General features: G+C 67.1%; 15 protein-coding genes. 9 read left to right on the top strand and 6 right to left on the bottom strand.

Annotated elements, in window-relative coordinates; genetic code table 11:
- Positions 1-25 precede the first annotated feature (25 nt).
- Genes C7I55_RS13275 through dcd form a run of 4 tightly spaced genes read left to right on the top strand, consistent with a single transcriptional unit; the run spans position 26 to position 2,200 of the window.
- Entirely contained in the window at positions 26-490 is a 465-nt protein-coding gene (locus C7I55_RS13275; RefSeq protein ID WP_106513465.1) for a UPF0262 family protein, read from the top strand.
- Positions 487-1,227 (top strand): GH25 family lysozyme, encoded by a 741-nt coding sequence (locus C7I55_RS13270; RefSeq protein ID WP_233222202.1) that lies wholly within the window; start codon positions 487-489, stop codon positions 1,225-1,227. Before C7I55_RS13275 ends, C7I55_RS13270 begins: the two co-directional genes overlap by 4 nt.
- A complete protein-coding gene (locus tag C7I55_RS13265; RefSeq protein WP_146151018.1) occupies positions 1,224-1,646 on the top strand; it encodes a hypothetical protein in 423 nt (140 codons plus the stop codon). The genes C7I55_RS13270 and C7I55_RS13265 overlap by 4 nt, the downstream gene beginning before the upstream one ends.
- Positions 1,646-2,200 carry a dCTP deaminase gene (gene dcd / locus C7I55_RS13260; protein WP_106513463.1) on the top strand — a complete coding sequence of 185 codons (555 nt, stop codon included), beginning with the start codon at positions 1,646-1,648 and terminating at the stop codon, positions 2,198-2,200. The genes C7I55_RS13265 and dcd overlap by 1 nt, the downstream gene beginning before the upstream one ends.
- Before the next feature lie 105 nt (positions 2,201-2,305).
- Here dcd and C7I55_RS13255 read toward each other — a convergent pair whose 3' ends face one another.
- The 3 genes from C7I55_RS13255 to C7I55_RS13245 form a co-directional block, all read right to left on the bottom strand.
- Positions 2,306-2,530 carry a hypothetical protein gene (locus C7I55_RS13255; protein ID WP_106513462.1) on the bottom strand — a complete coding sequence of 75 codons (225 nt, stop codon included), beginning with the start codon at positions 2,528-2,530 and terminating at the stop codon, positions 2,306-2,308.
- 151 nt (positions 2,531-2,681) lie between these two features.
- Complete coding sequence (locus tag C7I55_RS13250) at positions 2,682-5,057, bottom strand: ribonuclease R family protein (RefSeq protein ID WP_106513461.1); 2,376 nt, start codon at positions 5,055-5,057, stop codon at positions 2,682-2,684.
- A gap of 27 nt (positions 5,058-5,084) precedes the next feature.
- Positions 5,085-6,503 (bottom strand): M28 family peptidase, encoded by a 1,419-nt coding sequence (locus C7I55_RS13245; RefSeq protein WP_106513460.1) that lies wholly within the window; start codon positions 6,501-6,503, stop codon positions 5,085-5,087.
- A gap of 333 nt (positions 6,504-6,836) precedes the next feature.
- Between C7I55_RS13245 and C7I55_RS13240 the strand changes: the two genes are divergently transcribed.
- Both C7I55_RS13240 and C7I55_RS13235 read left to right on the top strand, forming a co-directional pair.
- Positions 6,837-7,223: a PadR family transcriptional regulator gene (locus C7I55_RS13240; protein WP_106513459.1), complete on the top strand. Its 387-nt coding sequence runs from the start codon at positions 6,837-6,839 to the stop codon at positions 7,221-7,223.
- Positions 7,171-8,289 carry an HAAS signaling domain-containing protein gene (locus tag C7I55_RS13235; protein WP_106513458.1) on the top strand — a complete coding sequence of 373 codons (1,119 nt, stop codon included), beginning with the start codon at positions 7,171-7,173 and terminating at the stop codon, positions 8,287-8,289. The genes C7I55_RS13240 and C7I55_RS13235 overlap by 53 nt, the downstream gene beginning before the upstream one ends.
- Positions 8,290-8,438: 149 nt before the next feature.
- Here the strand turns inward: C7I55_RS13235 and C7I55_RS13230 are convergent, their stop codons facing one another.
- Positions 8,439-8,666 carry a hypothetical protein gene (locus tag C7I55_RS13230; RefSeq protein ID WP_106513457.1) on the bottom strand — a complete coding sequence of 76 codons (228 nt, stop codon included), beginning with the start codon at positions 8,664-8,666 and terminating at the stop codon, positions 8,439-8,441.
- 139 nt (positions 8,667-8,805) lie between these two features.
- Between C7I55_RS13230 and C7I55_RS13225 the strand changes: the two genes are divergently transcribed.
- The 3 genes from C7I55_RS13225 to C7I55_RS13215 all read left to right on the top strand — a co-directional run bounded on the left by C7I55_RS13225 (position 8,806) and on the right by C7I55_RS13215 (position 10,714).
- Complete coding sequence (locus C7I55_RS13225; RefSeq protein ID WP_106513456.1) at positions 8,806-9,168, top strand: hypothetical protein; 363 nt, start codon at positions 8,806-8,808, stop codon at positions 9,166-9,168.
- 146 nt (positions 9,169-9,314) lie between these two features.
- Positions 9,315-9,959: a hypothetical protein gene (locus C7I55_RS13220; RefSeq protein WP_146151017.1), complete on the top strand. Its 645-nt coding sequence runs from the start codon at positions 9,315-9,317 to the stop codon at positions 9,957-9,959.
- 305 nt (positions 9,960-10,264) lie between these two features.
- Positions 10,265-10,714, top strand: coding sequence for a hypothetical protein (locus C7I55_RS13215; protein WP_106513454.1), 450 nt, complete (start codon positions 10,265-10,267; stop codon positions 10,712-10,714).
- Positions 10,715-11,276: 562 nt separating this feature from the next.
- On the opposite strand, the gene C7I55_RS13210 is transcribed toward C7I55_RS13215, so the two are convergent.
- Complete coding sequence (locus C7I55_RS13210; protein WP_106513453.1) at positions 11,277-11,756, bottom strand: VOC family protein; 480 nt, start codon at positions 11,754-11,756, stop codon at positions 11,277-11,279.
- On the bottom strand, positions 11,753-12,547 hold the full coding sequence (locus tag C7I55_RS13205) for a VOC family protein (protein WP_106513452.1): 795 nt from the start codon (positions 12,545-12,547) through the stop codon (positions 11,753-11,755). The genes C7I55_RS13210 and C7I55_RS13205 overlap by 4 nt, the downstream gene beginning before the upstream one ends.
- Between the last annotated feature and the right edge of the window lie 38 nt (positions 12,548-12,585).

Genomic DNA, 12,585 nt, shown 5'->3' with positions numbered 1-12,585 from the left:
GCCACTCCTCCCGTTAACAGGGCGCATGGCCGATCCGCGGATCATCGATATCGAACTGGACGAGCGCACGATCATCCGTCGCAGCGACGATATCGAGCGCGAGCGCCAGATCGCGATCTTCGACCTGCTCGAGGCCAACCGCTTTCAGCCCGCGGGGCTCGAGGGACCGTTCCGGATCCTGCTGCGGATCGAGGAGACTCGCCTCGCCATTGATCTCAAGAGCGAGGACGGCGCGCCGCTCGACACGATCCGCCTCGGCCTCGCCCGCTTCAAGCGCCCGATTCGAGACTATTTCGCGATCTGCGAAAGCTATTTCAAAGCGGTGCGCTCCGATTCGGCCAAGGGCATCGAGACGATCGACATGGCCCGCCGCGCCATTCACAACGAGGCGGCGGAGCTCCTTCAGGATTGCCTCAAGGACAAGATCGACATGGATTTCGACACCGCCCGCCGCCTGTTCACCCTGATCTGCGTCCTCCACATCAAGTGAGCGCGTCGCGGCTGATCGGGCTGATTGCCGGGACCGGCATTCTCCTCGCGCTCGGCCTGTTTCTTTACGCCTCCTCCTGGCATCCGCGGGACCGTGGCTATCCGATCCAGGGCATCGACGTGTCGCACCATCAGGGTGCGATCGACTGGAAGCGGATCAAGCGCCAGGGCGTCGACTTCGCCTACATCAAGGCGACCGAAGGCGCGGATCATCGCGACCGACTGTTCGCCGCGAACCTCAAGGCCAGTGCCGCAGCCGGTATCCCGCGCGGCGCCTATCATTTCTTCACCTTGTGCCGCTCGGGCGCCGAGCAGGCGGCGAACTTCATAGCCGCGGTGCCGCGCAACCGCCGCCTGCTGCCGCCGGTGGTCGACCTCGAATTCGGCGGGAATTGCGCCGCCCGCCCGGGCCGCGACGCCCTGCTCAAGGAGCTGAACGCATTCCTCGCCCGGGTCGAAGCGCATGCCGGCAGACACGCCATCCTCTACCTCACCAGGGAGTTCGAGGCAGCCTATGCGGTCAGCGCCGCGATCGACCGCCCGCTCTGGCTGCGCAGCCTGGTCACCGCGCCGGCCTACGGCGCGCGGCCGTGGACGCTCTGGCAGGCATCGAACTTCCGCCGGCTGCGCGGCATCAGCGGCCGGGTCGATTGGAACGTCGTCGCCGCAGATTGCGATTTCCTGGCCCGGCGGGAGGCTTGCTCCGGGCCGCGGGACAGGCGAAGGTCGCCCGCATGACCAAGCGCCTGCTTCTCCCCGCCGCCATGCTGGCATCGCTGGCCGGCTGCGCCCAGGATCCGCCGCCCTTCGCACCGGTGACGAACGTCGCTTACGCCGCCCTCGGCGACCAACCCTTCTGGATGGTGACGATCGGCGACGACCGCATCGTCCTTGCCCTCGGCGCGCCAGGCGGGACCGCGGGCAAGGGCGGCAAGCTCACCAGCCACGCTTATCCCCGCGTGCTCCCGCGCACCGACAGTGGCGCAACCATCTGGCAATCCGGTGAAGGAACCGAAGTGATCAGCATCGAATCGCGCAAGGCCGCCCGGCCCTGCGAAGCCGGCGGACGGCATTTCGAGGACAGTGTCCGCGTGACCCTGAGCGGGCGGATGCTCGAAGGCTGCGGCGGCCGCCTGCTGGCGGGGAGCCGCGGCTGATGTCGATCATGTCGGACAAGTGGATCCGCACCCAGGCGCTCGAAAACCAGATGATCGAGCCGTTCGTCGACGGCCAGAAGCGCGAGGGCACGATCAGCTTCGGCCTCTCCTCCTACGGCTATGACGCGCGCGTCGCCGACGAGTTCAAGATCTTCACCAATGTCGACAATGCCCTGGTCGATCCCAAGGACTTCGCGTCGAACAGCTTCGTCGACCGCAAGACCGACGTCTGCATCATCCCGCCCAACAGCTTCGCGCTCGCCCGCACCGTCGAATATTTCCGGGTGCCGCGCGACGTGCTGGTCATCTGCCTCGGCAAATCGACTTATGCGCGCTGCGGGATCATCGTCAACGTGACCCCGCTCGAGCCCGGCTGGGAAGGCCATGTCACGCTGGAATTCTCCAACACCACCCCGCTCCCGGCCAAGATCTACGCCAATGAAGGCGCCTGTCAGTTCCTGTTCCTGCAGGGCAACGAGCCGTGCGAAGTCAGCTACGCCGACCGTGCCGGCAAGTATATGGGCCAGCGCGGGGTGACCTTGCCGAAATTGTAGGGGGCATTTTAGATCCTCTCCGTTCCGGTGAGGATCCACAGGAGCAGGGTCCGCTCCTGCGAGCGAACCCTGCCGACGGCGGTCGACCCCGTCCCCCCCGAAGCCTTAGCGCTGCGTCTCGTCGAACTTCTTCCACTCCGCCTTGGTCAGGCAAAGCCGGGTCGCCTTCATGCGGCTGGCGGTGTTCTGGAAGGTCTTGCAGATCTTCTTCTCGGTCTTCGCGGCGCTGCCGGTGCCCTGCTCGCTGTCCTGCGCCTTGGCGGAGGCCGGCGCGGCCGCGGCGATCAGCGAAAAAGCGGCGAACGAAGCAATCAGTACATCCCGTTTCATGGCCATCACTCCTCTAGACTTGGCCATGTCTTTCTACTGCGGCATGCCTGCGGACACCCGCCCGCCGGCAGAATCCGCCCGCGCATTCGTCGATCTTCCTGCCGTTCGTCGACGAAAGCTGCACTTCAGGTCGCGCGCCAGCCGCGACGGATCAGCGCCCGTGGTGGCGGATATTGCCCGGCCGGCCACGCTTGCCCTGCGCCCTGCCGCCTCCCTTGCCGCCGGCATCGTCCTTGCCGCGCTTGCCGTCGCGGCGGATCGTGCGCTTGCCGTTGCCGCCGCGGCGCTCGGCCTGACCGCCCCCGCCCTGCGGCAGCTCGAAGCGCAGTCCGCCCGAGACGGGATTCGCCTCGACCAGCCGCAGCTTCAGCCTTTGCCCCGACGCGAAGCTCTGCTGACTGGCCTCGCCGACCAGCGTCTGGCTCGCTTCGTCATAGCGGAAATATTCGCTGCCGAGCGTCGACACCGGCACCAGCCCGTCGCCGCCGAGCCCCTCGACCGTCGCGAAGAAGCCGAACGGCTGCACCCCGGTGATCCGGCAGTCGACGAGATCGCCGACCCGCTCCGACAGATAGGCGGCGACATAGCGGTCGAGCGTCTCGCGCTCCGCCTCCATCGCCCGCCGCTCGAGTTGCGAGATCAGCTCGCCGGTGACGTCCATCGCCTCCAGATCGGAATCGGTCAGCCCGGTCTCGCGCACATCGGGCCCAAGCCCGTAGGCACGGACCAGCGAGCGGTGGACGATGAGATCGGCATAGCGCCGGATCGGGCTGGTGAAATGCGCGTAGGACCCGAGCGCGAGCCCGAAATGGCCGTGATTTTCCGGGCCGTAATAAGCCTGGGTCTGGGTGCGCAGGATCTGCTCCATCACTTGCGGCTTGAAGTCGGCCTCGCCGACCCGTTCGATGATGTGGTTGAAGGTGGACGGCTTGATCACCTGCCCGAGCGCGAACTCGATCTCGAACGTCTTCAGATAATCCTTGAGCGCGACCAGCTTCTCGCGGCTCGGCGGCTCGTGGTCGCGGTACATGACCGGCGCCTTCTTGGCCTCCAGCGCCTTGGCCGCCGCGACATTGGCCGCGATCATGTAATCCTCGATCAATTTGTGGGCATCGAGCCGCTCGCGCGGCGCCACCGACAGGATTCGCCCCTTCTCGTCGAGCACCACCCGCCGCTCGGGCAGATCGAGATCGAGCGGCGCCCTTTTCTCCCGCGCCTTGTACATCGCCCGCCAGCACGCCCACAGCGGCTTCAGGGTCGACTCGACCAGTTCGCGCGCGACCGGCGGTTGGTCGGCAATCTCCGGCATCGAGCATGGCGAGGACGCGACTTCGACGGGCGGCTCTTCCGCAGCAGCATTGCCTTTGCCCTCGGCCAGATCGATCGCCGCCTGCGCATCCTCATAGGCGATGTTGGCCGCGATCCGCACCCGCGCCCGGGCAAAGCGCCACGATTTGATCTCGCCCGCTTTCGAAATCCGCAGGTGGCAGACCAGGCTCGCCCGGTCCTCCCCTTCCTTCAGCGAGCAGACGTGCGCCGACAGGGTCTCGGGCAGCATCGGCACCACCCGGTCCGGGAAATAGACGCTGTTGCCGCGCTTCCGCGCTTCCTTGTCGAGCGCCGATCCCGGCCGCACGTAGAAACTGACGTCGGCGATCGCGACGATCGCCTTCCAGCCGCCCTCGTTGCCGGGCTCGTCGTCCGGCGCCGCCCACACGGCATCGTCATGGTCCCGCGCATCCGCCGGATCGATCGCGACGATCGGAATGTGGGTGAGGTCTTCGCGGTCACCCAGAGGCAGCCCCGCCATCCGCTCCGCTTCCTCGATCACCCGATCCGGAAACTCATGCGGGATGCCGTGCTTGTGGATCGCGATCAGGCTGAAGCTGCGCGGCGCGAACGGATCGCCGAGAATATCCGAGACCCGCGCGCTGATCCGCGGCGGCCGTCCCGTCCGCTCGGCCAGCACGAGATCGCCGGGCTGCGCCTCGCCGAGTTCCGAGATCGGCAGCTCGCGCCGCTCCTTCTTCTCGACCGGGCGCAGCCAGTAGCGGTCGCCCTCCAGGTGAACGACGCCGAGCACGAGATCCTCGCCCTTGGCGAGCTTTTTCATCGGATGCGCGGCATAGCCGTTGCCGCGCTGCTCGGTGCGGGCAAGGATTCGGTCGCCGATGCCGAGCGCCGAGCCCCGGCCGCCGCGCTCCAGCACCCGGATCGCCGGCACCGGCGCCTCCGATTCCCAGCGCTCCGGCACCGCCCAGATCTGGCCGTTGTCGTCGACGTCCTTGACCCGGAGCACGGTGACCTTTGGAATTCCGCCGGCCTGGTGGAAGGCGCGGCCGGGCGAGCCCTCGATCAGCCCTTCGTCGGCCATGTCGCGCAGCAATATCTTCAGCGCCTGCTTGTCCGCGCCCGAGAGGCCGAACGCCCGCGCGAGCTCGCGCTTGCCCGCAGGCTGGTCGCTGGTCGCGATGAAATCGAGGATCTGCTCCCGGCTGGGGAGGCCGTGCTGCCGGTTCTTAGCCATTCATTCTTTCACTGCTGAGCCGCGCAGTCACTGCTGCGCGGGCGGAACATAGGGGCGGAACGCACCACCCGGCACCGCGGATGCAACCGGCGATTCATGCCCGTCGGCGGTCAGCGAGGACACGCCGAACACGAAATCGTCGACCCTGATACCCTTCAGCACCGCCCGCAGCCGCGCCGGTGTGGCCGGGCTGTTCCGTTCGGTGGTCGTGACGACGAGGTCGAGCCCGCTCTTGGCGTCCACCCGCAGGCTCTCGCTCCAGTTCGCCGCATCGGTCGGCCGCCAGCGGATGACATAAGCCGACGCCCCTTTCACCGGCTCCCAGGTCAGGGCGGTATCGGTCGACACCGCCCCTTCGACGACCGGCGCCGGCGGCGGGGGCGCGCTCGCCAGCGCGGCCAGCGCCGCGACGTTCAGCTGCACGACCTTGCGCAGGTACGGAAAGTCCATCTTGTCGATCGTGTCGCCATACTCGACGCCGTTCTCGACCCTGATATCCTGGTGCTGCCAATTGTAATTCTCGATCGCCACCGTGATCCGCACCGCCGGGAAGCCCGCATTCAGGAATTCGGTATGGTCGCCGCCGCGGCCGAAGCGGTCGTTGCGCCACACCTGGCGGACGTCGAGGCCCAGGCTGAGATCGTCCGCGAGCCCGTCCATCCAGCGCGAGATGTTGCGCGACGGCGCGTCATTCTCGCCGCCCTGGCTGCGCAGCGGCGCCCGCAGCGCCTCCCCGCCCTGCCAGCGCGGCCCTTCCGAGAACACCCGGACATGGGCGGCATCGCACACGCCGTCGGAGCTGCAGCTGTTGCCGATGATGTCGTTGTTGAGGTTGGCGATCACCTCCCAGCCCTGCGCCCTGGCATATTCGGCGAGGACCTTGCCGCCGTACAGCCCCTGCTCTTCCCCCGAGAGCGCGGCATAGACGATCGTGTAGGGGAACTTATGCTTCGACAGCACCCGCGCCGCCTCGATCACCGCGGCGGTGCCGGAGCCGTCGTCATTGGCGCCCGGCGCGTCCTTGGTGAAGTCCATCACGTCGCTGACCCGGCTGTCGATATGGCCGGTGATGATCACCACCCGGTTGGGATCGACCGTCCCGCGCTGGATCGCGATCGCGTCGGCGATCTTCGTCGGGTTCGGCACCCGCCGCCCGGTGAACACCTGCGACGGCATCTCGGTGACGAGGCAATTGCCGCAGGCTTTCGCGTAGCGCTTGAACTCCTCGATCGCCCATTTCTGCGCCGCCCCGATCCCGCGCTTCGGATCGGTCTGCGACGAGAGGGTATGCCGAGTCCCGAAACTCACCAATTTCTCGACGATCGCGCGCAGCCGCGCCTCGTCGACCTGATCGGCGATCGCCCGCGGCGGCGGCGTCGGCGCGGCAAGTGCAAGGCTGGTGGGACAAAAAACGGCGGCGGCGAGGAGCAAGGCGTGCAGCTTCATCCCCCGCCTCTGCGCCGCGCACGCGCAGCGTGCAAGAGGCGACAGGGGTCTGGCGGGTTTCTGGGGTGAGGTATCAACTTCTCAATCCTCCCCGAGCTTGTCTCGGGGAGGGGGACCAGCTGAAAGCTGGTGGAGGGGCAAGCGGCGCGGGCAGCGCCTCGCCACTTGTCAGGATGTGCGGAGACGTCATGCCACGGCAGGACTTCGCGGCGCTCTTCCGAACGCCCGATAGCCCCTCCACCGCACTGGCGTGCGGTCCCCCTCCCCGAGCAATCTCGGGGAGGATGAAGAGAATACCTTGCATACCAATCTATCGTGGGATAGCTTGCCCGAATGGACATCACCTCCTGGCAGAGCCAGCTCCGCAAGGGCGCGGCCGAACTCGTCGTCCTCAGCCTGCTTCGCCAGGGCGAGCGTTACGGCGTCGAGCTGCTCGACAAGGCCGGCGGCGCCGGCGGGGTGCTGTCCGACGGCACCCTCTACCCCCTGCTCACCCGGCTCGAGCGCGAGGGCAAGATCGTTGCGCGCTGGGTGATGGCCGACGACGCCAGGATCCCACGCAAATATTACACCCTCTCGGCCGACGGCGAGATGCTGGTGGCCGAGATGCAGCGCACCTGGTTCGAATTCAGCGCCTTCGTCACCGGCGCCATCGAGGAGTCCGCTCATGACCGACCGACTGCCGCCCGAGGCCGAACGATTCCTGCGTCGACTGGCTGACGCGCTCTGGGAGCTCGCCTCGGACGAACGCGAGGCGATCCTGCTGGAGCTGCGCGGCCACCTGTCGGAGCGGGCCGCACAAGGCCCGGAGCCGCTGGGGGCCGCCCTGGCCGAGATCGGCACCGCCGAGACGCTCGCCGGCCAATTTCTCTGCGCCGCGACCATCCGCAACGACGCGCCCCCCGCCCCGATCCCGCCCGCTTACGCGTCGCCGCGCCGCCACGACATACGCGCCCTGTTCGGCGAACTCCGCGCCACCCTGCGCGCCGGTCGCAACGGCCTGTTCCTGGTCAGCGCGCTGCTGATCACCGTGCTCACCTCGAGCAATTTCCTGCTCTGGCTCGACAAGGTCCGGCCGGAGCTCAGCCTCACCGGTTGGCCGATCTTTCTGGTGCGCACGCTGGTGCTGCTGCTGGCGATAACCGCCGCCTACCGCATCCTCCTCTCGGAAGACGAGCGCCCCTGGACGGTCGACACACGCACCTTGCGCGCCGCCGCCGCTCTGGTCGCGATGCTCGGCTCCGCCTCCATCCTTGTGCTCGCCCTTGCCGGAGGCGCGAAGCAGGGCGCCCTCGCCGCCGGCCTCACCGCCGGTCCCGCCGCCACCGTGCGTAACCTAGTCGCGATCGCCGTCCTGATCTCCGTCTCCTGCGCGTTCCTCCGGGTTCAGCCCTGGGTCGCCGCCCTCGCCGTCGGCCGCCGCGACATCGGCCTCAAGCGGGTCTGGCGCGGCACCGGTCCCGTTTTCGGCACGGTCCTGCGCGGCTGGTTCGCCTTCGTCTTCCCCTTCTACGCGGCCCACGTCGCGATCACCTTTCTGGCGATCAAGGTTCTTCCCTTTGGCGGAAACCACCTGCTCCTCGCCGAACTCGACGCCTTCGTCTCCACCGGCGCCCTGTTCGCGGCCCTGCTGCTCAACGCCACGGCGTTCCGCTGGGTCAGCGGCGAGGCAATCCCCGCGCCGCGCCCGTTCGGAAATGCGGCGCCGGACGCGGAGCTGGTCGCAGAGGCCCGACGGCGGCTGCGGGTATTGATGGCTGGGACACCACAAATGCGGCGGGGCTGACGTGCGCACGCGTCGGGCAGCATGAATCGATGCACTGTCAGCGTAACCGGCGGGACGCTGGCGGCGACCCACGTCCTGCGTTGACCCTCTTAAATCCACGACGTCGGCGCCCTGCGCGCGAGCCACGCGCCGAGACGCGGACCCGCCGCTCAATCCGGCGGAAGAATGGCAGCCGACGACGGAGCGGCCGGGCTCCCCTCCTCATCGTCCAGCGCATCCGCCTCGCTCGCCGGCAGATGCGAACCGGAGCCCTTCGTCCCGGCGCCGACATCGGTGCCGACGATTTCGACGTGCTCCTCCGCTTCATTCTCGAGTTCCTCCGCCGACAGCGGGCTCTCGGCGCCACTGAACGATCGATCTCCAACACTCGGCGTCATTGCGGAATCTCCTCCATAGCCGTCGATTCCAGAATGGCAGCCTGCCCGCCTTGTTCCCGGCCGGCCGTCGAATATCGCCCCCTGCTGCGAGCGATAGCAGCAAGCTCAGGAAGGCAGTCGATCTCAGCGTGGGCCGCCCTTGTCGCCGACCGCCGCGACACCGGCGCGGCACCGGCCGCTGTTTGGTACCATCCTGCGCGGCTGGTTCGCCTTCGTCTTCCCTTTCGATGCGGCCACGTCGCGCTCACCCTCACCGCGGTCGAGATCCTCCCGCTTCCGCGCCGTCCACCCGTTCCTCGCCGAACTCGACGCCTTCGTCTCCACTGGCGCCTTGTTCGCAGCCTTGCTGCGCAACGTCACGGTGTTCCGCTGGGTCAGCGGCGAGGTGATTCCCGCTCCGCGGCCGTTCGGCATTGCCGCGCCGGACGCGGAGCTGGTCGCCCAGGCACGACCGCGGTTGCCGGTTCTGATGGCGAGGATGCCGAAGGTAAGGCACGGGTGACGGTGCTCATGCGCACCAGAATGAATCACCGCACTGTCACCGGAACCCTACCGCACTGTCACCGGAACCCTAAAATCCAGCGCAGGATTACGCTGCCACTCCACTAATTAGCCGCCAATCGATCATGCGCACACAGCCCCGGGGGCATGCCCCGCCTCACCGGCTTGCGCCCCCGCCCGAGCCCCGGTAGCCTCGGACCGCCGGATATCGTGAAGCCAACCCTTCGCGAGCCCCAGGCTGATCAAGGGGGATTTGCAGAGATGATCATCGGCTTTGTCGCCGTAACCGCGCTGACGCTGGCGCTCCAGGCGGAACCGCTGCCGGACGTCGTCATCCCGCCTGAGCTTCGGGCCACCGATTGCGGAAACGCGGAGGCGCGCAAACGGCTGCTCCAGCAGGGCGACGCGGCTCTCACGGGCATAGAGCCCTTGCGCCAGGCGACGAAGCAGATTGAGGCTCGCATGGACGCGCGCGCCGCGCGGCTGATGGCGCTCGGCAAGTGGACCCAAGAGGATCGCAAGCGCTTTGGCGAACAATTGCTGTCCGATCCGGATTTCGTTGCCCATACCGCCAAGACGCAGAAATTCGCCACCTCTCTGCTGGCAACGCTCGAGTCCTTGCTTGCCGCGCCGCAAGACGAAGAGCGAAGCTGCCGGGGCGTCTTGAGCATGCTGAATCAAATCGAACAGAACACGGCCGTCGCCAACGAAGGCTGGCAGCTGATCGATCGCGCTTACGCCGAAGAAGAGCGCCGGCTCGGCGTCGCACCGGCCGCGCAGCCGGATCTCTGACCCTGCCCTCAGCAGATCAACGTGCCTGGGCTTACAGTGCCACTTTACCAAGTGCACTGGTTGCGCACCGACCCGTTTTCCGGCGGACATAAGCGAGCGTCGATCCGCCGATAATCCATCCCGATAAAGCCGGGGCGCCGCAAGCTTCCAGTGTTGCGCAGGTTCGGCGACGGGGCGCGCCGTTCCGAATCTACGATCCGCCTGGACAGAGACGATGTCGCCGGCGTTCGTTCTGCTCCGCAGCGTTGCGAATATTGCCAAGCAGCGGCGGACTGGCGGCCGTAGGCACGAACCAGCCGGGGGACATGGCGATGAACAAGGTTGGCGGCATCGCTTATGCAATCGTGGCCGTGCTTGCCCTGATGTTGTTCATCGACAGCTATGAAAACCCCTTTTATTACTTTTATGACCATTCAAGCAGCAGCACCGGCATGTTCGCTTTTGGGCTCGCGGCCACCGCGTTCGCCACCATCGGACCGATCGCATTCTCCCTCTACTGCTGGCGCTTGGCTAACCGCGTCCGGCTGAGATGGGCAGTGCATCTGCTCTTCCTCCCCTGCGCCTGCGCGATGTTTTTCGCCAGCGCCTGGGTGCTCGAATCTGCGAGCGCTCAGCCTCCCTGGGCGGATGACCATGCGATCGAGCTGCTGGGCGTGGCGTTCCTGCTGCTTGCCTTCACGCTGCTCGTGCACGCCGGCGCTATGATCTTCGAGATCGTCGCCGCGATCCGCCGCCCTCGCGGAAACCCGAGCTAGCCGGCCTTCTCGGACGAGGAATCGCGGGGACATCTTGCTTATCTTGCCTGGGGGGCCGAGTTGGGCAGCCGGCGACGGGCAGTCGGCGGATCATCTTGGCGCCTTGAGGCCGATGCATGTCCCAGGTGCGTGCTCGGCTTACCTCACCGAAGTTCACCAGAAGATGATCAGGCACAGCCGCGATCTTCGAACAGGCTACAGCTGTCCGATCGCTCCCCAAGGACGGCAATCCCCTTTACCGCCGCAATGCTTATCCACATTCAAGCGAGACCAACGGGTGGAAATGGCCGGTCTGAAGCGTAGAATGTGCAGATGGCATACGTCCCTCCCGGCTCCCCCTACTGGGTCGCTCTTTTGGCTCTCGTGATCATCCGCCTTCCATCCATTCTAAGTGCCGCGGCCGTGGTCATCATGGCGTGGCGCGGAGATGATCGGATCCGCCTTGAGGAACATCGATCTCTTCTCCGGCTCCGGCGGCTTCGAACCAGGCTAAGGTTGCCCGGCGAGCGGAATTTGCCGTAAATCGATATTCGCCCCTCCTCCCGCGCCCCGCGCGGGAGGATCATCCTCCCGCCCCCGCTCTCTCCAGCGCCGCGATGTCGATCTTCTTCATCGTCATCATCGCCTCGAAGATGCGCCGGGCACGCTCCGGCTCGCCGTCCATCGCGTCGGCGAGCAGGCGCGGGGTGATCTGCCACGACACGCCCCAGCGGTCCTTGCACCAGCCACACATGCTCTCCTGGCCGCCATTGCCGACGATCGCATCCCAGTAGCGGTCGGTCTCCTCCTGGTCCTCGGTGAGCACCTGGAAGGAGAAGGCTTCGCTCTGCTGGAAATGCGGCCCGCCGTTGAGGCCGAGGCAGGGGATTCCGAGCACGGTGAAGTCGACGGTCAGCGGCTCGCCCGCCTTGGCCGACGGATTGTCGGCCGGCGACAGATGGACCTTGCCGACCGAGGAATTGGGGAAGGTCTCGGCATAGAAACGCGCCGCCTGCTCGGCATCCTTTTCGTACCACAGGCAGATCAGGGCTTTGGTGCTCATTGCGAGGCTCCTTTCGGTCCGACGAAGCCGAGGGCCGCGCCGCCGGGATCGTCCACGTTGAGGGCGAATTCCCCGCCCGGTATCTCCTGCAGGTCCACCGTCACCTTGCCCCCGGTCTCGGTCGCGGCGGCGCGTGCCGCCTCGATGTTGGCGACACCGAAGATCGGCAGCCAGTGCGACGGGCCCTCCTGCACCGGATTGATCGCGCCGATCGCGATCCCCGCATGCTCGAGGAACTGATAGTCGCCGGCCGCGCCCATCGGCATCTTCATGCCCGCGGTCCAGCCGAGCAAGGCTTCGTAGAAGGCAAGCGCGCCGGCCCCGTCGGTGGTGTTGAGCTCGTTCCAGCGGCAATGCCCCGCCTTGAACGGATCGAACGCCTCGCTCTTCGCCTCCGGCTGCCCCGCCGGCGGGGTCGGCGCCATCAGGTAGAAAGGCGCGCCCTGCGGATCGGCGAGCATCGCCATCCGGCCGACACCGTCCATGCTCACCGGCGGCATCTGCACCTTGGCGGCGAGCCCCTCGGCCGCCGCCACCGAAGCATCGACATCCTCGACATGGAAATAGGGGATCCAGCGTGTCCGCGCCCCGCAATCCTGCATCGCGCGCGACAGGGTCAGCACCCCGCCCGCAGAAGTGCCGTCGGCCCGGCCGATCTGCGCGTACTGAACCCCGCCCGGCATCGCCTCGCCCTGCGGCGGCACCTCCCAGCCCAATGTCGCGCGGTAGAAAGCGCCGGCCGCGGCCAGATCGGCGGTCATCAATTCGTACCAGATCGGCAATCCTGCCATCGTCTCCCTCCGTCTCGAGCAAAGGTTCGAGCCCGCAA

The sequence above is a fragment of the Allosphingosinicella deserti genome, from assembly GCF_003012735.1.
Classification (GTDB): Bacteria; Pseudomonadota; Alphaproteobacteria; order Sphingomonadales; family Sphingomonadaceae; genus Allosphingosinicella; species Allosphingosinicella deserti.
The sequence above is the reverse complement of the archived record's forward strand: the minus strand, read 5'-3'. Positions and strand labels throughout refer to the sequence as shown.